Origin of the sequence: Prauserella isguenensis (assembly GCF_014191605.1) — a bacterium.
GTDB lineage: Bacteria > Actinomycetota > Actinomycetes > Mycobacteriales > Pseudonocardiaceae > Prauserella > Prauserella isguenensis.
This window is the reverse complement of the sequence record NZ_JACHWU010000007.1, coordinates 1-20,899: the sequence shown is the minus strand read 5'-3', so window position 1 is coordinate 20,899 and position 20,899 is coordinate 1. Positions and strand designations below refer to the sequence as shown.

Below are 20,899 nucleotides of genomic sequence, written 5' to 3'. Positions count from 1 at the left end.
ACGAATTCCTTAGAGGTATTTCAGCTTGATTTTGAGCTGATTTCAGCTTGAATGAAGACAGAATTAGGCCCGTTCGCGCGAGCCAGGGGCACGAAACCGCAATGAAGCGCTAATCTCGGCGCCGAGGCGGACCACGGAGGAATTGGTGACCGAGGACTGGACGGCTGTCGCGCGGGCGATCAACGAGCGCATGAACGAGCTCGGGTTGCGCCAACGCGACCTCGCCGACCGCTCCCACGTGTCTCAGGCGATCGTGCGGGAGATCCAGCACCGCACCGTCGAACGCCGCCGCAGTGCGCGCACCCTGGAGGCGCTGTCGCTGGCGCTGGAGTGGCACCCCGGTCATCTCGCGGCCGTCCTCGCCGGCCGGAAACCGTTGGCACCGGGCGAAACCGGTGATGACGCCACCGACAAGATCCTGTCCCGCCTGGGTGCGATCGAGGGCCGGCTCGACGAGATCACCGCGCGCCTGGACGAGCTCACCAAGGCCGGCACCCGCGACGTTCCGCCACCGAGTCGACGCCCCCGGTAGGTCCGCGATGGCTGCCCTGCGCCGGTTGAGGTCTGCGTTGTTCATGACCCAAGAAAACGCCAGGAAAAGCCCTCTGCGCAGGTGGCGCTGGTTAACTCCCGGGCCATTAACCCGCGATAACTTCACTGGTCAGAGGGGTTATCGGCGATGAGTTATGCGACGAAATTGCAGCGGGTTCGGAAGGCCGAACTCGGACTGAAAGCAGCCGAGGTCATCGACCTGTTGATCCGGTGCGCCGACAATCGCGGCATTCCCATCATGGAAGCAAGCAGCCTCAAGACGCGGCTGTCCCTGTGGGAGAACGGTCACGCCACGGTCAGTGAGCCGTACCGGCGTCTGTTCCGCGAGATCTACGGCCGCAGGAACAGCGACCTCGGCTTCCCGGACGACGAGGATGACAACGAAGTCGGCGAGCTACGTTCTCGACTCGCGTTGGCGCGCAACGTCGACGAAGGCGCGGTCGAGGCCTTCCGTCAGCAGGTCGACAACGCACGCCGTGCCGACAGGCAGTTCGGCGGTGTCCTCCTGCTGGAGCAGTTGCAGCACCTCATCGACCAGATAACTGGACTGCTCCGGCACAGCACCGCCCGTGGCCAGCGCGAGGCGCTCGCGGGCGTCCTCACCGAGGCATCGACGTTGGCCGGCTGGGTCTCGCTCGACCGCAACGCCGTGAGCCAGGCGTGGAACCACTATGAGCGGGCGAAGGATGCCGCACGCGAGGCGGGCTCGACCGCCATGCTCGCGCATGCGTTTGCCGAGCAGGCGTTCGTCCTCATCGACATCGACGAGCCCCGCCACGCGGTCGAGCAGTTGGAACATGCCCGAGGACTCGGCGCCGACCACGTGTCACCACTGTTGCAGGCATGGCTGTCGGCGGCAGCGGGCGAGGGCTTCGCCGCGTTCGGTCAGTCGGACGCTGCGCTGACGGCATTCGACGACGCGACGCACCTGTTGCCCAACGACCCGCAAGACCCGACGCTGCCGTTCCTGTTCCTCGGTGACTCGCACCTTGATCGTTGGCGCGGGAATGCGCTCGCCAAGGTGGGCGACCTCGGGGCGGTGGACCAGCTCGCCGCCGCCCTGCCGCGCCTGCCCAAGGCGTTCGTACGTGCCCGCGTGGGCATGATGGTCGACCTCGCCTACGCGCACGCTGCGGCCGGCAACCGTGACGAGGCCCAAACCTATGCCAGGCAGGCGCGCACCCTCGGCAAGCAGATCCGCTCGGATCGCCACCTGCGCAGGCTCAGTGGCCTGGTCCTGCCGACGAGCCGGTCACGCGCGTCGTGAGTTCAGGTAGTACAGCAGCGCCACCAACGTGCCGGATCCCAGCAGCTCCTGCCGCCGCGCGAGCTCGTTAACGCGCGACAGCGGCACCCACTCGACGGTGCCGACCTCCTCGGTGTCCGTCGGGTCGCCGATGTGCTCGGCCCCGTGCCAGACATAGACGTCGACCGGAGCGGTGACCTGGCCGGGCAGCGGTTCGAAGCTCACGAGGTGTTCGCCCTCGCCGGTCGGCTTCCAGCCGCTCTCCTCCGCGGCCTCCCGAGCCGCGGTCCCAGCTGAGTCCTCGCCGTCGTCGACGAGCCCGCCGAGCAGCTCGTACCCCCATTGCCGGGTCGCGAACCGGTACCGCCAGAGCATCAGCGCCTCGTCGCGGTCGTTGACCACGAGCGCAATCGCGATCCGCGCCAGGTGGACGACGTGATACTCCCAGCGCTCCCCGTTCGGAGCCTGCACGTCGGTCAAGCCCAGCCGCACCCACCGGTTGTCGTAGACCAGCCGCTCACCGAAGGTCTGCCATGCGCCACGTTCCTCAGCCACGACCACAGGCTACGGGTCCGGGACAACGGCCACGGTGGGTAGCCGACGACCGTGGGCGCTGAAGACCTCAGACTTTAGTCCGCCATGAACTCAGGGGCGACGTCTTCGCGGTCCGCGGCTCTCCTACCGAGGTCGGCCCACGAGGCGGCCGCAAGCCATCCTCGACTGCCACAACTGGGCCACACGCGAAGAGCTTCGGATCGCAATCGTGGCCCGGACCGAAATATCACAGGCGCCGCAGACGAGCCCCAATCGGCCGCTTGCCATCGAGCCCGAAGCAATCATGGTTACACCGGCCGACCAGGCCGCCTGAGCAACCGTCACAGAAGCCTTGAGTAGCCCCGGACACACTTACTCTATTCGAGCGTTCATTGATCAACTCAGCACCCATGCTTTTGCGCGCTGTTCTAACCTCCTCGCGGCTATGACCATCAGCCAGACCAAGGCCACTGTGGCCAGCAGCTCAGCTGTCCAGGCCCATCTCCCCGCTGTTCGGGTGAATCTTTGCGATGCTCCTCGACGGCCCTCGAACTCGTTCCCGATTGTTTGATGACAGACACCGATCTCAGGCGCATACTGAACGGCTCACCACCAGACGGTGGGCCCTGGCTCAGCTACGCGCGGGCAGGTCGACCGTTCTGATGGAGGTAGTGCATGGCCAGCCCTGCCGGCGACATGCGGCACCAACTCGTACAGCGACAGTCGGACAAGTGGACCAAAGAGCTAATCGATCTTGATCACACCAACACGTTGGTGAAGTTCAAACATTCGAAGACTGGAAGTCTGGACCTCACCAGCAGCGATCCGGATCAACTGACCAAACTCCTTGCTGGCGAGAAGTCCTCATTGAAGTCCTTGTTCCCGGACGTCAACCAACACAAGGACGCATGCTCCCGCGCCCGTCAGATTCACCGAAAGATCAGAACCTTCCGCGAAGAGCAGGGCGTCGAGGTTGGGCGTCTGGCATGCGGGTTCGTCAAGGTTCGATCGGTCAAGGCAGGACCACGTCCGACCTTGCCCTTGTATGCGCCCTTGTTACTCCGCCCCATCGCTCTTGAGGTCAAGACCGCATCCGGAAGCGACTTCAACCTCACGGTCGACTCCGAAGAAGATCTGAACCCAGTCCTATTGCATGCACTGACTCGTGAGTACGGACTCGACCTCGCCGTAGACGACATCACAGAGAAAGTTGCCACACGACTGACCGAGCTTGTCGAGTTCAAAGACCGAGTTGACGGCGCGTTCGGCGTCCTCGACGAACTAGCCCGAGGCGAGGGGCTCGATCTACAACTTGAAGACGGTTGCGCGATCGGCATCTTCAACTACCAGAAGCTTCCGATGGTACGCGATCTGCAGTCGGCGGGCGACTTGTTGTCCAAGCACGAGCTTGTTGCTTCACTGGCGGGACACCAGGAGTCCATCCTGCAGACCAGGACCGAGGCCAGCAACTACTGTCGGACTTCGCCGGACACCCAAAGACCCGAAGACGAGTTCCTCGTAATCGACGCGAACTCCTCTCAGTATGAGGCAATCGACGTTGCCCTAAGCGGGCACCACCTGCTACTCGAAGGGCCACCTGGCACCGGAAAGAGCCAGACCATCGCTAACATCATCGCCGGTGCCGCCGCACGTGGGCTCAGCGTCCTCTTCGTCGCCGAAAAGGGAGCGGCCATCCAGGCGGTGACTGACCGGCTCGAGGCCGTCAAGCTCGACGATCTGGTACTTGACCTGCATCGTAAGGCGACCGACAAGAAGCATGTTGCCCAGCAGCTAGCTGACAGCTTATCTCGACTCTCCCAGGAACCGACCGTCGACGTCAGCACGCTCCACGAGCTTGTCGCCACCCGCCGGAAGAAGCTCAACGACTACGCACAAGCGCTCCACGACGTGCGTCAACCGTGGAATCTCAGCGCCTACCAGGTACGCGAGAAGCTGTTACAGCTCGGCGATACATACCGCTCGCAGTGCGCCTTTCGCGGCCATCAGCTGCGCGATCTGCATTCTGACGTAGTAGCCAAGATCGAAGAGGGCTTGAGGAGCTTCGTCCACCAGGGGGGACTTCGGATCCTCAACGAGGAGTCCCCTTGGGCGCAGGCCGAAGTCCGAGACGAAGAGGACATGGAGCAGGTTCTAGGCGAGCTGGACAACCTTACGAGCAGGACGCTCACGAGCAGTAGCGAAAGAATGCAGAAGCTGGTCAACCAGGTTGGCCTTCCACTCCCATTGGAGATCGCCAACTGGGAGCCAATACTACGGTTGCTCGACGATGTCACTCGAAGCGTTGACCGGTTCGGAGCGACGATCTTCGGCGAAGAGCTCGACGAAATTCAGTGGGCAACCGCCCCCAGACCGGAGCGCAAAAAGCACCGTCCGAACATGTCCTGGCAGAAGCGCCGAGGATGGCTCAAACACGCCCGCTCACTTTCAACTGAGGGTATACGCAAGAAAAGCGAGCTCCACGAAGCCCTCACCGAGGTTGTACGGCAACGAGACGAGTGGCGGCGAATCGGCGGCCCCGAGACGCGGCCTGCTCAGGTGATCGGCCTGGCTGAGATGATGGCCGAATACCAGGAACTCCGGCGACAACTGGCGGCAGTAGCCCTCTCCACCAAGGTCGACGATCTCGATACGAAGCCGATCTCCACTGTCACCAAGCAGCTCAATGAGCTCTACGCAGACCGCGACATGCTGTTTCGACTACCCCAGATCAACGGCCTGCGGCAGCGGTTCACCGCGATGGGACTTACTCCTTTGCTGCAGGAGTTCGCCCAAGACCAAGTTGCACCGGACGAAGCGGCATTGATTTTCCGTCACACCTGGCTTCGGTGCCTCGATGACGAGTTCCGCATGCACAGCCCGGCGTTGCGCGAGTTCACACCCAGTCAGCACGACCGCTACGCCAGCGAGTTCCAGGACGCCGATCGTCGACACCTGGAGGCCTCGGCTGCACGCATCCGGCACAGGGTTGCCGTAACGGCGCGGCAAGCCCGCGATGACTTCCCAGATCAGACCAAACTTCTCCGCAAGGAATCCAGCAAGAAGACCCGGCACATGCCGCTACGCAAGCTGGTCGAGCAAGCGCCGGACGTGTTGCTCGCATTGCGGCCCTGTTGGGCGATGTCGCCCTTGGTGGTGAGTCAGACACTCCCCCCGTCCCGACTCTTCGATCTTGTTATCTTCGACGAGGCAAGTCAGGTAAGGCCGCACGAGGCGATCACCTCCATCATGCGCGGTGAACGGCTGGTAGTGGCCGGAGACGAGAAGCAACTCCCACCTTCCGAGTTCTTCGACCGGCAGTTCGAGAGCCACGACGACGAGGATGAAGAACCAGATGACCTCGCCGATTACGAGTCGATCTTGACATCTCTTCGTGCTGTCGTGCCGACGACGCGCACGCTCCGCTGGCACTACCGCAGCCAAGACGAACGTCTGATTGCCTTCTCGAACAAGGAGATCTACAACGGCGATCTTGTGACGTTCCCTGGCTCACAGCAGGAGAATCCCCTGCGGTTCGAACTGGTCGAGTCTGATACGGCATCTCCTGGACAGGCAGGGCTACCAGAGGAAGAAGTTCGACGGGTCGTCGACCTTGTCCTGGAACACGCTGAGACTCGACCGAGCGAGAGCCTCGGTGTCATCACTCTGGGAACCAAGCACCGAGACCGGATCGAGCAGTCGGTCAGAACGGCGCTGCAAAACCGTCGCGATCTCGACGCCTTTTTCTCTGAAGACGGTAATGCGACGAACCGGTTCTTCGTGAAGAACATCGAGACCGTGCAAGGCGACGAGCGCGACGCGATCATCTTCAGCATCGGTGTGGCACGCAGCGCGACGGGTCGCGTAAACCGGACTGGCTTCGGGGCCCTGAACCGGAAGGATGGAGGCCGACGTCTCAACGTGGCTGTTACCAGGTCGCGAGTCAGGATGACCGTTGTCAGCTCTTTCCCTTCCAGCGCACTCACCCCTGACGATTCGCCCACCGGCACCGAGCTGCTGCGGCGCTTCCTCGAGATGGCGGAGCGCGGTGCTGACCCGGCAGAAGTCGGTCGCGACGCGGGAACCGAGTTGAACGGCTTCGAGCAAGACATCGCCCGCCGGCTCGCCAATGAGGGCATCGACGTCTATCCACAATGGGGAGTCTCAGACTATCGAATCGACTTTGCCCTGGCACACCCCGTGAATCCGAGCCGGATGGTTCTGGCAGTTGAAGCCGACGGCGACAGATACCACCAGTCGGGCAACGCGCGGGACCGGGACCGGCTCAGACAGGAACACCTGGAGCGGTTGGGGTGGCGGTTCCACCGAGTCTGGGCATCGGCTTGGTTTGCTGACCCCGAGGGCGAGACACGAAAGATCGTTGATGCCTGGGAGAAGGCGGTCGCCGACGTAGACAACCCCACTCATCCTACTCCAGCAACCCTACATGCAGCCGCTGACACGGATCCCGAGCCCGAACCATCAGCTGACGAACGCCGCGGGCCAAGACCCCCGCTCCGCGCACCGAGAACGAACATCGACCACTACGAGGAAGCGGAATTGATCGCGCTTTTCCGCTGGTTACTGCGAGATGGTTTGCACCTTGACCGTCAAGAACGTATTTCCCAAGCGATGCGGGAACTCGGCTACGGGCGCAAGGGACGAAAGATCGTTGAACGACTGACTCGCGCTGCGGAGATCGCGCAGCACCTAGCAGACAAAGAGGTGGATTGATGTTTCCGCTGGACCCAAAGACGGTCGAACGGGTCGCCTCCATCGTGGTTGACGCGGGTGGGAGTTACGAACGGAAAGGGTGGCAACTGGAGCAGCTCTTCTCCGCCGCGGGCTGGGTGGACCCGCCAGAATACGATGGTTCGCCTCGCGTTCCCTGGGTCATCGAGCAGCTCACCGAACGCGCATCCGACCGCTCATCCATCGAACGGTTCCTCTGCCGTATCTGCGATCCCTTGGAGTACGACGAGGGGAAGCCGGCAGCCGAGCTGTTTTGTCAGGCCATCAACGAGAAGCTTAATCCGGAATACCTCGCGATTACCTACGTCGGCGGCCGCCCAGTGCTCGGCGAACTGACCGACGATGGGGACGAGCCGATGTTCGTCCAGCCTTCGGACATCGAGCAGAGACTGCGTGCACTCATCCACAACAAAGCAACGGTGGATGTTCTCGTGAAGAGGGCGAAGGAAGCCGACATCTGCGCCTCGGCTGGAGCCTACACTTTCGCGATCATCGGCATCGGCAGCTTCGTCGAAGGAATGCTACTGGCATTGCTCACCGAACGGGACGAGACAATCAGGGAAAAGGGATTCGTCGGAGCAAATGGGAAAACTCAGCGGGCAGACCGCGCGGGCCTCGAGCTGTTGATCGACACGGCTCGATCCAAGAACTGGATCCAGTTCGCCTCTGCTGATTTCATGCACAAGGTCCGTGATTACAGGAACTTCGTTCACCCCCGTAAGGAGCTCGCCGAACAGCCCGATTTTGACCGGGAGAGCGTGCGACTCTGCTGGGCGCCGGTGCACGCCGTGCTGAACGACGTCGAGGAACGTCTGGACCCGATCGGCCGTTAACAGCAATCCAAGCAACCGCGTCTCGTGGGATCGAGGTTTGCAGGAGGTGGACGACCCCCGGACCCTGCCGCGTACACCGGACAAATGGATCTGCTGATCCTCCCACGTCGAATGACCGCCTGACTCAAGCGCGACCTACCTTTCGGGGCAGGAACACACTCCACGGCCGGCGACGGATCCGGTCACTCCTCGACACTGCCCTTCGGCGGCCGTTTCGGCAGTCGAGAACCCAGGATCTCCGCGGCCTTCCGGTCGCTGGCCGCCACCCAGGCCGCGTATACGCGGAGCGTGGTCGCTCCTCCCCCGCCGTGGCCCAGGCGGCCTGCCACCGTGCGCAGATCGACGCCCGCCGACAACAGTTCGGTCGCTGAGAAGTGGCGCAGTGCGTGGATGTGGGTGTTGACCGGCGGCTTCAGGCGTGCAGCCATGCGCTTGTACCGGCGGGAGATTGCGTCCGGCGGATACGGCGTGGTCGCATCCGCGCTCCGCGCGCCCATGAAGACGAACATGTCCTCATCGAGTTCCACGCCCACCTCGGCGAGTTCTTCGCGACAGTTTTCCTTGTGCGCGCGCAACAACGTGACGGTCTCGGAGTCGAGGGCGACGCGGCGCATCTGGTGCGTCTTCGTGTCCTTTTCCAGCCCTCGGCCCTTGCTCTGCACATAGGTGTGGCGGATCTCGATGATCTCGGCATCCAGGTCGACCCGTGACCAGCGCAACCCGGCAACCTCGGCTCGACGCATGCCCGTGGTCATGACCAGCCAGACGAGCGTGCCCCAATCATCGCCCAGCTCGAACGCCGCCTCCACCAGCCGAGCCGCGTCAGCCGGCGTCGGAGGCTGGGGATCCGGCGGGCGCAGCTTCGGCCGCTGGGCGTTCTTGGCCGGATTGCTCTCGATCCACTCCCACCGCACCGCCGCATTCAGCACGCTGCTGATGATCGAGTGGATCTGCCGCACGGTCGAGGCCGCCATCGGCTTGCACCGGTGCACGACGCACTCCGCCACTGCACAGTCGTGCTCGTCCTTCGCCTTGTGCTTCTCGATGAACGGCTTCCCATCGCAGCGCATCCGGCACCGGCGCAGGTCCGCGTAGAGGTTCTCCAGCTGCCGCGCTCCGAGCTTGTTCACCGCGACATCACCGAGCACGGGCTTGATCACGCGGTCGATGTATCCGACATAGCTGTCCCGCGTGCTCTGCTCGATATCGGCAGTACGCAGCCACTCGTCGACCGCGTAGTCGAACCGCACCGTCGAGGCCGTCGACCGCTGCTTCAGCACCCTGGCCCGCAACTGCGTCAGCGTGTTCTCGGCCTTGCGCCAGGCTGCATCGTCCGTGCCGCGGATGTTCTCGCGCAGATAGGTCCGTCGACCCGTCACCGGGTCGTCCCCGGCGTACACCACGACGCGCAGACTCCCGCCGCGCTGCTCGATGCGACCGCGCTGGCGGCCGTCGGAACGTCTCCGAGCCATGCCCGGAGGCTACTCGCACCCAATTTCGCACCCAAGGGGTTCAACCCAGATGGGCTACAGCGAGAACATGCAGGTCACAAGGGTGGGCCGGGTCGGACTTGAACCGACGGCCAAAGGATTATGAGTCCTCTGCTCTAACCAACTGAGCTACCGGCCCCCACGCCGATTTCCGGCGCCAGCTGCACTATATCCATGCCGCCTCCCCAACTCCGCAGCGATCCTGCCTCCGCGCCGGGGCGACCACCGACGGGTCGGAAACCCGCCGGCTCCCCGGCCGCCGCGACCGTCGCGCCTGCATGTCGAACGGCAGTTCCTCAGAACTGTCGGTGCCCGCTCGTACGCTCCACAGCGACGTCACCGCAGCGCACGAACTCAGCCACACCCGTCCATCTCCCGCGCTCGGCTACAGACGACAACGCCATGATCTTGCCTGTGTGATGTACGGTTGTTTTTGAAAAGTGATCTCAGTTACAGTACTGTCCAGTGCCTCCGACACCTCCACCATGACTCGAGAAGGGGACTCAACATGGCCGGCGTACGCGTACTCGTGGGCACCCGTAAGGGCGCCTTCATCCTGACCGCCGACGGCACCCGCCGTGACTGGAAGGTCGAAGGCCCGCTGTTCGCGGGCTGGGAGACGTATCACCTGGCAGGCTCGGCGCAGAACACCGACCGCATCTACGCCTCGGCCTCCCTCGGCTGGTTCGGCCAGCAGATCCACCGCAGCGACGACGGCGGCACGACCTGGACCCCGGTCGGCAACGAGTTCACCTACGACGGCGACGTCGGCACCCACCAGTGGTACGACGGTTCGCAACGCCCCTGGGAGTTCACACGCGCCTGGCACCTCGAACCGTCACTGTCCGACCCGGACACCGTGTACGCAGGCGTCGAGGATGCCGCCCTCTTCCGCTCCGTCGACGGTGGACAGAACTGGCAAGAACTTCGCGGCCTCCGCTGCCACGAATCCGGCCCCGACTGGCAACCCGGCGCAGGCGGCATGTGCCTTCACACGATCATCCAGGACCCGCGCGACGCCGACCGCCTGCACGTCGCGATCTCCGCCGCAGGCGTCTTCCGCACCGCCGACGGCGGCAAGACCTGGCAACCCGCGAACCGTGGCCTGAACTCCGGCCAGATCCCGCAGCCCGAAGCGGACGTCGGCCACTGCGTCCACAACCTCGCCCGGCACCCCGAGCGTCCCGACACCCTGTACATGCAGAAGCATTGGGACGTCATGCGCAGCGACGACGACGGCGCCACCTGGTACGACATCGGCGACGCGCTGCCCACCGACTTCGGCTTCCCCATCGACGTCCACGCACACGACCCCGACACCGTGTATGTCGTGCCCATCACCAGCGACGAACAGCACTTCCCCCTCGACGGCAAACTCCGGGTCTACCGCAGCCGCACCGGAGGCGGAGACTGGGAACCACTCACGAACGGGCTGCCCCAGGAACACTGCTACGTCAACGTGCTGCGCGACGCCATGGCCGTCGACCGCCTCGACGACTGCGGCATCTACTTCGGCACCACCGGTGGCCAGGTGTACGCCTCGCCCGACGCCGGCGACACCTGGGCGCCCATCGTGCGCGACCTGCCGTCCGTCCTGTCCGTGGAAGTGCAGACCCTGCCATGACCGACCCGGCCACCACCACCGCGATCCGCGTCCACCTGCCGACACACCTGCGCAAACTCGCCCACATCGACGGCGAACTGACACTCGACGTGCCGGGCGCCGCCACACTCGGCGGCGTACTCGACGTCCTCGAAGACCACTACCCGGTCCTCAAAGGGACCATCCGACACCACGGCACCGACAAACGCCGCGCGTTCGTACGATTCTTCGCCTGCGAAGAAGACCTCTCCCACGAACCGCACGACACACCGCTGCCCGAACCCGTCGTCCGCGGCACCGAACCGCTGTTGATCATCGGCGCGATGGCGGGCGGCTGACACGACACCCACCGACCAGGCAGGCGGGGCGATCACCGGGCCGCCCCGCCGAAACCGGTCAGGCCACGTAAATCGGCAGCTTCTCCACGCCGTACACGATCGACGTCTGCCGGAACTCCAGCTCAGCCGGATCCGCCGCCAATGTCATGTCCGGAAAACGCCGCACCAGCGCCGAATACGCGGCGCGCAACTCCAACCGCGCCAACTCCGCACCCACACACCGGTGCGCGCCGTAGCCGAACGCCAGATGCTGCGTCGGCGACCGCTCGCCGTCGAACGCCTCCAGATCCACCCCGAGCGCACCGTCCCGGTCCGCACCCGACAACGACACCACGACCATGTCGCCCTTACCGATCGTCACACCACCGACCTCGATGTCATCACGCGCGAACCGCGGGAACGCCACCTGCACCACCGACAGGTACCGCAGCGCCTCCTCCACGAACAGGCGCACCGCCTCGTCGTCCTCACGCACCCGGCGCCGCGTCTCCGGATCCCGCAACAACACCAGCGCACCCAGCGACAACATGCTCGCCGTCGTCTCGAACCCGCCCGTCAGCACCCCGTCGGCCAACCCGGCCAACTCGCGATCGTCGATCTCGTCGCCGTGCTCCCGGATGATCATGCCGATGAGCCCGTCGCCCGGATCCTCACGCTCCTTGCGCACGACCCTCATCAGATACTCGAGAGACTCCGAGATCGCCCCCACCGCGGCACCCGCGCCCGCGAACAAATCGAACCGCGCCACCGCCAGATGCTGGAACTCCTCCCGGTCCTCGTACGGCACCCCGAGCAGCTCACAGATCACCAGCGACGGAATCGGCAGCGCGAACTCCTCCACCAGATCCACCGGATCGCCCGACTCGGCCTTCTTCGCCATCGCATCCAACCGATCGGCGACGATCTGCTCGATCCCCGGCCGCAACCGCGACAACCGACGCATCGTGAACTCCGGCGTCAACAGCTTCCGCAGACGCGTGTGCACCGGCGGGTCCACGAACCCCAGCCCACCAGGATTGTCATCCGGATTCATACCCAGCTCGGCCATGAGAGTGCCGAAATCGTTACTGAACGCCTTCCCGTTGCCGAGCACGGCCTTCGCCTCGTCATAGCCGCTGACCAGCCACAAGTTCAGCCCGAACGGCACCGGCAGCTTCCGCACCGGCTCCGTCTCCCTCACCTCCGCGAGCTCGCCCACCGGATCGAGCCCGTGCCGCCGCAACGGCATCAACGCCGTCTCGGGCAACACTTTCTGCAGGTCGAGGCCGCCCTTGCGCTGCGCTCGCGCCAGGTACAGCCGCGTAGCCCACGAGGTGACGCGCGATCGAAGTTTCCCCACACGTCGACGGTACCAACTCACCCACTCCGGTGACCGGCAGGTAGCCCCCGTATACACCCGCCGACCTGCGGTCCCGTCACCCTCCGGTCCACATCGGACGATGCAACTCACGTAGGGTTACGACCCGTGAAATTCGGGATATTCCTCCTGGGCGCGGTGTTCGGCGACGACGACCCCGGCGCAGCGCTGCACACCGCCGCCGACGCCGTCCTGACCGCCGAGAACGCCGGATTCGACGAGGCCTGGATCGCCGAGCACCATTTCATGTCCTACGGCACCTGTCCGTCGGCCATCACGTTCGCGGGCCACGCCCTCGGCGCGACGAACCGCATCACCGTCGGCACGGCCGTGAGCGTGCTGTCCACCACCCACCCCGTCGCCCTCGCCGAACAGACCCGCATGCTCGACCGGCTCTCCGGCGGCCGCTTCACCCTCGGCGTCGGGCGCGGCGGCCCGTGGGTCGACCTCGAAGTGTTCGGCACCGGCGCCGACGCCCACGACCACCACTTCGCCGAACGCCTCGACCTGCTCCTCACGAGCCTGACCGACGACCACGTCCGCGGCGACGGGCCCAGCCTGACCTTCCGCGAGGTACCGCTCACCCCGCCCGCACTGACGCGGCCGCACCCGCCCGTCACGGTCGCCTGCACATCCGACGACACCGCCGCCCTCGCCGCCGAACGAGGACTGCCCATGCTGCTCGGCATGCACGCGAGCGACGACGAGAAGGCCCGCATGGTCGCCGCCCACGACCGCGCCGCGACCCGCACCGGCAGCGCCCGGCACGTCGCCCACACCTCCACCGTGGTCGCCCACGTCGGCCGCGACCGCGCGTCGGCCGTCGAGGAACTACGCTCCTCGCTCCCCCGCTGGCTCGGCCCCGGACTCGCCGGCTACGTGCCGGTCGACGACCGGCCGCGCACACCCCGCGACCCGGTCGAGTACGCCGAACACCTCTGCCGGCTACACCCGGTCGGCGATCCCGCGTACTGCATCGACCGGCTCCGCACCGGCATCGCCACCACCGGCATCGAACGCGTCCTGATGCTTGTCGAGGGCGGCGGCTCCCGCGCACGCACGCTGGCCACCATCGAGCGCCTCGGCGCCGAGGTGCTGCCCGCGCTCCGCGGGAGCCGCCCGAACCCGACCCGACCGACTCAGCAGTCGCGCAACTCAGGGCTCTGGTTCAACAACTGACCCCGCACCGACACGAACTCGCGGTACTCGTCGCCGTCGACGGCACCCGGACGGAACGCCGCGACCCGGTGACAGTTCTGGAACGCCAACTTCACCCCGAAGTGCCGCTCCAGCCCGCCGCGGATCGAGTCCGACGCCAACGCGCGCAGCAGTTGGCCACGCTCGGCCTCGGACGGCGGCGGCGTCGCATGGTCGGCGAACGGCCCGCCCTCGGTCTCCAGATCCGCGACGACACCGGTGATGATCTCCCACGCGTACGGCAACGACTCCCGCACGCACGCGACGAACTCGGCGTCGTCGACGCCTCCGCTCTCCGCGCGGTCCAACAGCTCGGTGGGCACATTCAGCGACATGGATCGGCCTCCAGCCTTCCTCGCACTCGGGATTCGGACCCGTCACCGCCGTTCGGCGACGAGCGACCTCGTCCAGTGCTACTGAAACCGATGTTCATGTGCAACAGAACGGTGGTGGCGCCACCGGGACGGACGACGACCACCACACGGCCGGACGCAGCACGGCCACGCGGAGCTACCGGTTTCCGGCAGGGGCGCAGCCCGCGGGAAGTCGGCGCCACAAGGCCACCGGCGCCCGCGACCGGCCGCGAGCGAAGGCAACCGAGGAGGCGAGGACCTACCGGCTCCCGGCGGCCTCGGTCACACCCTCGACGACCCTCTCCGCCGCACCTCGCGCCTGTGCCTCAGGCCTCTCCCCTTCGGTTGCTTCCACAGCGCCCACGCCCACAGCGCCCACGTCCACAGCGCCCACGTCCACTGCGCTCGCGTCTCCGGGGCTCGCGGCTTCGGGGCGAGCGGATTCGCCACACGGCCCCGCCGGCGACCCGGCGCCGGCGGCCCCGTCCCGCGGTGCGGGCACCGCCTCGGCGACCGACCGCAGCTCGCCTGCCACGCGCTGCGTCACGCGCCCAGGCTCCGCCCCGAAGCCCTGCTCCCCGGCGCCGGCAGGCCACACCACCGGCCCCGGCTCAACCCCGGACCGCGCCGCTTCCACGTGGGCCTGCGTTCCCCCACGGTTCGGCTCCTCCTCGCGCTCCGGATCCTGCTCGCGCACCGGCTCCGGCTCCACGTTCACAGGGTCGGTGAGCTCGCCGACCGCGCTCAGGATCGCCCGCGTCTCCCGCAACCGCGCGGTGAGCGTGCGCTGCACGCCTTCCAGCCGCTCCACCCGGGCGCTCGCCGTCGCGACCACCTCGGCGGCGTGCTCGCGCGCCTGCGCCAGCACGGCCGTCGCCCGGTCCGAGGCCTCCTTCTCGCGGCGCCGCACCTGGCGTTCCGACTCGGCCCGCCGCGCAGCCAGCGCCCTGCCGAGCTCCTGTTCAGTCTGTTGGCGCCTGCGGGCGGATTCCTCGTCGAGCCTGCGCCGCTTCTCCTCGGCCGCACGCTCACGCTCCTCGGCCTCGGCCTCCAGGCGGCGGGTCCGCTCCGCGAACTCGGCCTCCAACTGCGTGCGGCGGTCGTCCAGTTCGGCAAGTACGTGTTCGTACCGGCGACGGAGGCGGCGTGCCTCCTCGTCGGCAGCGGTGCGGGTGCGTTCGGCACGGCTGCGCGCGTCCTCCACGATCTCGGCGGCTTCGACGTGCGCCAGCTCGACCAGTCGCAGCATCCGTTCCGACAGCCCGTCGTTCTCGATCGGCGTGCGGCACACCCGGTCGAACTTGTGCCGCAACGCGGTGTGGGAGTCGCGCAGGTCCGCCAGCTCTGCCGCCAGCGCCTCGGCGCGTCGCTGTTGCAGCGACCGATCCGTTGCCATGGCGCGGTTTTGCTCCTCAAAAGCGGTCAGATGACGATCGACGGCCTCGCGGTCGTACCCCGCGAACGTCATCCGGAACCGGTTCTGCGAAACACCCATGCCAACCTCCACTGCGCGCCGACGACGTTCGCCGGATCCGAATCCACCAGACACCACGCGCTGCCTCACCCACGAGGAGGCAACGTATGGACGGATCGGTTCGTCCGGCGTACCAAGGGAAAAGTGACCGCCTGCGGTTGACCGCCGGCTCCCCGCCGAACCGACGATCACGACCGCCATCGACACTACCCGAACTCTCCGCCCGCCCACCGCCGAAAACCGTGCGGTGACACGACATCCGACAGCGATGACGACCGCGCCGGCGCCGGAGGCGACGGCCGACGGCGACGAACTCGGCCGGAACGCGCACCGGGCGCCTCCGGCCGCGGAAGGGAGCGAGCATGGAGCAGGCCGGACTGACCCATCACGACTGTGTTGCCTTGATCGGCGATCGGGCCCGCCGCGTTACCGCGACGATCTCGGTCGACGGCGGGGAGCCCGTCCCGCTCGCGGCGTACGCCTGTCCCGGCGGTGACCTGCTCGTGCCGACCGGCACCGATCCGTCGCTTCCTCGGGCCGCCGTCAGCAAGCCGGTCACCGTCGAGTTCACCGAAACGGCGGGCCGGGGCGACGAGAACTGGACCATCAGCGGCACGGGCCTCGCCCAGCCGCTCTCCCACCACGACCGGCCGCACGACGATCACCCGCAGGCCATGCTGTACGCCTTCGACAACGGCATCCGCGTGCTCATGGCGCGCCTGTCGGCCGTGCGTGCCGAGGTGACCGCGCTCCCGCAGCAGCGGAGCAGCGAGACGCCGCTGCACCGGCCGCACTCCCACCGTCTCGATGCCTCGTCCCAGGCGTCGCACCGGCTGCCGACGGGCAGGCACCGGGCGCGCGGGCGCCGCGGCGCGACGACGATTGGGCCGCGCCCACCGTGGGTAGCCCACGGCACGGCGGAGCGGAGCACGAAAAATCCCGGGGCCTCGCAGGCGGATCTCTCCGCAGGCGAGACCCCGGGATCTGACGGGGAGTCGGTGAACACTGCAGGCCCTGCCGCCGCGCGGCGGCAGGATCAGCGCAGCGGCGAGTAGTAGTCCAGCATCTCGGCGAACACCTCGAACGCCGGCTTGGACACGCCGAGCGGCACCTCCAGGTGGACGCTCAGGTCGAACCCGAGATCGCCCACGCCGTCGATGACGCGCTTGTACAGGTCCACGAGCTCGCGCTTCTTCTGTTCGAACGGCATCTCGGCGAGCCGCGCGACGTACTCCTGCTCCCTCTTGACGACCTCGTTGCCCGGATCCTGGATCAGCCAGTCGATGAGGCCGATCTTGGTCTCGATCTTGGGCACGAAGCCGAACGACAGCAGGATGTCCGGGCGGTGCTCGGAGTGCTTCGCGAAGTCGCGCAGGAAGCCGACGATCGCGTCGGAGTACAGCAGCTGCGTCATGCCGTAGGTCGCGCCGCGGTCGCACTTGAAACCGAACCGGCCCTGCTCCCCTTCCCGCGTCGGGATGAGGATGGCGCCGCGGTTGGGCACGACGTCGGTGAACTCGGCCAGCGCGTCGGTCGGCGCCATGCCGGAGCCTTCGCCGTCCGCCATCGTGCGGGGCACGCCCACGAAGACGATGCCGTCCATCCCTGCATCACGCAGGGAGTGCAGCCGCTCGGTGAGCTGGGGCTTGTCGTGGAACGCCGTGACCTGGGTGCACAGACCCCGTACGTCGTCCAGCTCGCCGCTGACCGAGTTCCAGAAGTCCAGCACGTCCATCCGTGGCTTCAGCTCCACGGGACGGTCGGACTCCTCCTCGATCATGCCCGGGAGCATCAGGTGTTTGATGGCGCCGTCGAGGCCGGTCTCCTTGGCGACGCGCGCGACCTTCTGACCTTCTTCGACCGCGGCTTGCGGGCCGCCCTCAACCTCGGGCGGGACCAGCTCAAGGGCAATGGTTTTCATGTCGAACCGCCTTCTCGGGTCCTCCGGTGCAGGAACGGTGACTGATTCGGGTTGCGGGCCCGCCCGCCCGATACGGCCGGGCGGGCCCACGCGGTACGCACCGGCGGCCCCGGATGACGGGGCCGCCGGACACGCCCTCACCGCGAAGTGATCAGTACCGGTAGTGCTCCGGCTTGTACGGACCCTCGACGTCGACGCCGATGTACTCGGCCTGCGCCTTGGTCATCTTCGTGAGCTTCACGCCCAGCGCGTCGAGGTGCAGCCGCGCCACCTTCTCGTCCAGGTGCTTCGGCAGCAGGTAGACGTCCTTGCCGTACTCGCCCGGCTTCGTCCACAGCTCGATCTGCGCGAGCGTCTGGTTGGTGAAGCTGTTGGACATCACGAAGCTCGGGTGACCGGTCGCGTTGCCCAGGTTCAGCAGACGGCCCTCGGACAGCACGATGATCGAGTGGCCGTCGGTGAAGGTGAACTCGTGCACCTGCGGCTTGATCTCGACCTTCTTGATGCCCGGGATCGCCTCGAGACCGGCCATGTCGATCTCGTTGTCGAAGTGGCCGATGTTGCCGACGATGGCCTGGTGCTTCATCTTCGACATGTGCTCCGACGTGATGATGTCGAAGTTTCCGGTCGTGGTGATGAAGATGTCGGCCGTCTCGACGACCTCGTCCAGCGTCGTGACCTGGTAGCCGTCCATCGCGGCCTGCAGCGCGCAGATCGGGTCGATCTCGGTGATGATGACCCGGGCGCCCTGGCCGCGCAGCGACTCGGCCGAGCCCTTGCCCACGTCGCCGTAGCCGCAGACCACGGCGACCTTGCCGCCGATGAGGACGTCGGTGGCACGCATGATGCCGTCCGGCAGCGAGTGGCGGCAGCCGTACTTGTTGTCGAACTTCGACTTGGTGACCGAGTCGTTGACGTTGATCGCCGGGAAGAGCAGGTCGCCGGTCTTCACGAGCTCGTAGAGCTTGTGAACGCCGGTCGTCGTCTCCTCGGTGACGCCCTTGATCTCCTTGGCCAGCTTGGTGAAGCGGCCCTTATCGCTGGCGAGCGACTTGCGCAGCGTCTCGAGGACGACCTTGAACTCGGCCGGGTCCTCGTCGGTCGGCTGCGGCACGACGCCGGCTGCCTCGAACTCGACACCCTTCTGCACGAGCATCGTGGCGTCGCCGCCGTCGTCGAGGATCATGTTGGCGAGGTTGCCGTCACCGAAGTCCCAGAGCTGGTCGGTGCACCACCAGTAGTCCTCGAGCGTCTCGCCCTTCCACGCGAAGACGGACACGCCCTGCGGCTTCTCCGGCGTGCCGTTCGGGCCCACCACGACGGCCGCGGCGGCCTCGTCCTGCGTGGAGAAGATGTTGCAGGACACCCAGCGCACCTCGGCGCCGAGCTCCACCAGGGTTTCGATCAGCACAGCCGTCTGCACGGTCATGTGCAGCGAGCCCGCGATACGCGCGCCCTTCAGCGGCTTCGACGCGGCGAACTCGCGACGCGTCGCCATCAGACCCGGCATCTCGTGCTCGGCGAGCCGGATCTGGTGCCGGCCGGCCTCCGCCAACTTCAGGTCGGCGACGGCGAACTCGAGACCGTTCACCTGCTGCAACTTGTTACTCATGACTTCCTTTCTGATCCTGACCCTCGCCTACCGGCACCTACACGACGACGCGCGCCGACGACGCGCTCGTGAGCTGGGATTCCGGCATCGCGATAGGCCTCCTGTGACAGAGGCGCCCTTTCGTTGCCAGGGAAAGTGGCCGAGCGTGGCGGAGGTCCCTCCGCTGCAGCGCCTCTCGGCCCACTCGTATCGAGTTTCCCAGGCTCAATGTTGCGCGGTCAAACATGTCGAAACACCGTCACACCCACTCAGGTGGCGAGGCACTTCGCGATGTCGCATTCGCCCGGGTTTGCGAGGTTGGTGCCGAACGCGTTGGTCTCGATCTCGTCGATCGTGAGGCCCTGGGCCTGCAGTGCAGCACCCCTGCCGCCGTCGGCGACCGGTAACCGCTCCTCGGGAGCCGACAGACCAGCGCTCGCCATGATCAGACCCGCAGTTTGGACTCGATCTCGGCAGCGGCGTCGTTGCCGTAAGCCTTGGCAACACGGTTCGAGAACTCGGAACGGTCGAGCGTGTACTCCTGCGGCCCCACGGCCTCGAGGACGATGCTCGCGAACACGCATCCGACCTGGGCCGCGCGCTCCATCGTCATGTTCACGCCGAGGGCCCACAGGAAGCCGGCGCGGAACGCGTCGCCGACACCGGTCGGCTCGGCGACCTTGACGTCGGGCACCGACGGGATCTCGATGGTCTCATGGCTCTTGCCGGAGATGCGCACACCGTCGCCGCCGAGCGTGGTGACCCAGCTGCCGACGCGGTCGAGCACTTCGGCCTCGCTCCAGCCGGTGTTCTTCAGCAGCAGCGTCGCCTCGTACTCGTTGGTGAACAGGTACGTCGCGTCGTCGACGAGCTTGCGCACGTCGTCGCCCGACATGATGGCCAGCTGCTGCGAGATGTCCGCGGCGAACGGCACGCCGAGCTGACGGCACTGGTCGGTGTGGCGCAGCATCGCCTCGGGGTCGTTGGCGCCGATGAGGGCCAGGTCGAGGTCGCCGACGCGGTCGGCGACGGCCTTGAGGTCGACGTCGCGCATCTCACTCATGGCACCTGCGTAGAACGAGGCGATCTGGTTCTCTTCCTCGTCGGTGGTGCACAGGAAGCGCGAGCTGTGCTGGGTCTCGGAGACGTGCACCGACTTGGTGTCGACGCCGTGCTGCTCCAGGAAGGACCGGTACTCGCCGAAGTCCTGCCCGACGGCCCCGACCAGGACCGGGTTCAGGCCCAGACGGCCCAGCCCGAGCGAGATGTTCCCGGCGACTCCGCCGCGGCGGACGTCGAGGTGTTCGACCAGGAACGACAGCGAGACGTTCTCGAGCGAGTCGGCGACCAGCTGGTCCTTGATCTTGCCCGAGAACGACATCAGATGGTCGGTTGCGATCGAGCCGATGACGGCGATGCGCATAACGGGGTCCACTCCCTCTTGGGTGTATGAAAGCTTACGGGGCGCGCGGAAACGGCGCCGGAGGAGACTACTGGCCGCTGCCGGTCTCCTCCGGCGCCGCATGCGTTCGCCGTCAGGCCTTGGCCGCGTCCTTCAGAGCCGCCGCGCGGTTGGTGTTCTCCCACGGCAGGTTCGCATCCGGACGGCCGAAGTGGCCATAGGCCGCCGTCTGCGCATAGATCGGCCGCAACAGATCCAG

17 protein-coding genes, 1 tRNA gene and 1 pseudogene are annotated in these 20,899 nt (G+C 66.3%); 8 read left to right on the top strand and 11 right to left on the bottom strand.

The window, feature by feature from the left end:
• The first annotated feature begins 145 nt into the window (after positions 1 to 145).
• Together FHS23_RS20330 and FHS23_RS20325 are read left to right on the top strand one after the other, a co-directional pair.
• Complete coding sequence (locus FHS23_RS20330) at positions 146 to 532, top strand: XRE family transcriptional regulator (RefSeq protein ID WP_183658578.1); 387 nt, start codon at positions 146 to 148, stop codon at positions 530 to 532.
• Positions 533 to 679: 147 nt separating this feature from the next.
• Positions 680 to 1,819, top strand: a complete 1,140-nt coding sequence (locus tag FHS23_RS20325; protein WP_183658576.1) for an NsdA family TPR-like regulatory protein — start codon at positions 680 to 682, stop codon at positions 1,817 to 1,819.
• Here the strand turns inward: FHS23_RS20325 and FHS23_RS20320 are convergent.
• The gene (locus tag FHS23_RS20320) at positions 1,805 to 2,353 is read right to left on the bottom strand and encodes an NUDIX domain-containing protein (protein ID WP_183658574.1); all 549 of its coding nucleotides are present in this window, start codon (positions 2,351 to 2,353) and stop codon (positions 1,805 to 1,807) included. The genes FHS23_RS20325 and FHS23_RS20320 overlap by 15 nt on opposite strands.
• A 654-nt stretch (positions 2,354 to 3,007) precedes the next feature.
• Between FHS23_RS20320 and FHS23_RS20315 the strand changes: the two genes are divergently transcribed.
• A complete protein-coding gene (locus FHS23_RS20315) occupies positions 3,008 to 7,063 on the top strand; it encodes an AAA domain-containing protein (protein ID WP_183658572.1) in 4,056 nt (1,351 codons plus the stop codon).
• On the top strand, positions 7,063 to 7,914 hold the full coding sequence (locus tag FHS23_RS20310) for a hypothetical protein (protein WP_183658570.1): 852 nt from the start codon (positions 7,063 to 7,065) through the stop codon (positions 7,912 to 7,914). Before FHS23_RS20315 ends, FHS23_RS20310 begins: the two co-directional genes overlap by 1 nt.
• Before the next feature lie 182 nt (positions 7,915 to 8,096).
• Here FHS23_RS20310 and FHS23_RS20305 read toward each other — a convergent pair whose 3' ends face one another.
• A complete protein-coding gene (locus FHS23_RS20305) occupies positions 8,097 to 9,386 on the bottom strand; it encodes a tyrosine-type recombinase/integrase (RefSeq protein ID WP_183658568.1) in 1,290 nt (429 codons plus the stop codon).
• An 83-nt stretch (positions 9,387 to 9,469) separates the two neighbouring features.
• Positions 9,470 to 9,543 (bottom strand) — tRNA-Ile (locus FHS23_RS20300).
• Between the two features lie 369 nt (positions 9,544 to 9,912).
• Between FHS23_RS20300 and FHS23_RS20295 the strand changes: the two genes are divergently transcribed.
• On the top strand, positions 9,913 to 11,028 hold the full coding sequence (locus FHS23_RS20295) for a WD40/YVTN/BNR-like repeat-containing protein (RefSeq protein WP_183658565.1): 1,116 nt from the start codon (positions 9,913 to 9,915) through the stop codon (positions 11,026 to 11,028).
• Positions 11,025 to 11,345, top strand: coding sequence for a MoaD/ThiS family protein (locus tag FHS23_RS20290; protein WP_183658563.1), 321 nt, complete (start codon positions 11,025 to 11,027; stop codon positions 11,343 to 11,345). Before FHS23_RS20295 ends, FHS23_RS20290 begins: the two co-directional genes overlap by 4 nt.
• Positions 11,346 to 11,403: 58 nt before the next feature.
• On the opposite strand, the gene FHS23_RS20285 is transcribed toward FHS23_RS20290, so the two are convergent.
• Entirely contained in the window at positions 11,404 to 12,684 is a 1,281-nt protein-coding gene (locus FHS23_RS20285; RefSeq protein ID WP_183658562.1) for a cytochrome P450, read from the bottom strand.
• Between the two features lie 126 nt (positions 12,685 to 12,810).
• Between FHS23_RS20285 and FHS23_RS20280 the strand changes: the two genes are divergently transcribed.
• Entirely contained in the window at positions 12,811 to 13,881 is a 1,071-nt protein-coding gene (locus FHS23_RS20280) for an LLM class flavin-dependent oxidoreductase (protein ID WP_183658560.1), read from the top strand.
• On the opposite strand, the gene FHS23_RS20275 is transcribed toward FHS23_RS20280, so the two are convergent.
• Together FHS23_RS20275 and FHS23_RS20270 are read right to left on the bottom strand one after the other, a co-directional pair.
• A complete protein-coding gene (locus FHS23_RS20275; protein WP_183658558.1) occupies positions 13,842 to 14,234 on the bottom strand; it encodes an SCO5389 family protein in 393 nt (130 codons plus the stop codon). The two genes, FHS23_RS20280 and FHS23_RS20275, sit on opposite strands and share 40 nt — an antisense overlap.
• Before the next feature lie 277 nt (positions 14,235 to 14,511).
• Positions 14,512 to 15,747 carry a metallopeptidase gene (locus tag FHS23_RS20270; protein ID WP_183658556.1) on the bottom strand — a complete coding sequence of 412 codons (1,236 nt, stop codon included), beginning with the start codon at positions 15,745 to 15,747 and terminating at the stop codon, positions 14,512 to 14,514.
• 341 nt (positions 15,748 to 16,088) lie between these two features.
• Between FHS23_RS20270 and FHS23_RS20265 the strand changes: the two genes are divergently transcribed.
• Positions 16,089 to 16,781 carry a hypothetical protein gene (locus FHS23_RS20265; RefSeq protein WP_183658554.1) on the top strand — a complete coding sequence of 231 codons (693 nt, stop codon included), beginning with the start codon at positions 16,089 to 16,091 and terminating at the stop codon, positions 16,779 to 16,781.
• Here FHS23_RS20265 and FHS23_RS20260 read toward each other — a convergent pair.
• The 5 genes and pseudogenes from FHS23_RS20260 to FHS23_RS23395 all read right to left on the bottom strand — a co-directional run.
• Entirely contained in the window at positions 16,763 to 17,647 is an 885-nt protein-coding gene (locus FHS23_RS20260) for a mycobacterial-type methylenetetrahydrofolate reductase (protein WP_183658552.1), read from the bottom strand. The two genes, FHS23_RS20265 and FHS23_RS20260, sit on opposite strands and share 19 nt — an antisense overlap.
• A gap of 151 nt (positions 17,648 to 17,798) precedes the next feature.
• Complete coding sequence (gene ahcY, locus FHS23_RS20255) at positions 17,799 to 19,259, bottom strand: adenosylhomocysteinase (RefSeq protein WP_183658548.1); 1,461 nt, start codon at positions 19,257 to 19,259, stop codon at positions 17,799 to 17,801.
• Between the two features lie 248 nt (positions 19,260 to 19,507).
• Positions 19,508 to 19,681, bottom strand: a complete 174-nt coding sequence (locus FHS23_RS20250) for a hypothetical protein (protein ID WP_183658545.1) — start codon at positions 19,679 to 19,681, stop codon at positions 19,508 to 19,510.
• A 2-nt stretch (positions 19,682 to 19,683) separates the two neighbouring features.
• Complete coding sequence (locus FHS23_RS20245; RefSeq protein ID WP_183658543.1) at positions 19,684 to 20,661, bottom strand: carbohydrate kinase family protein; 978 nt, start codon at positions 20,659 to 20,661, stop codon at positions 19,684 to 19,686.
• 112 nt (positions 20,662 to 20,773) lie between these two features.
• Positions 20,774 to 20,899 (bottom strand): annotated as a pseudogene (locus FHS23_RS23395) (methionine adenosyltransferase domain-containing protein); the annotation flags it as partial.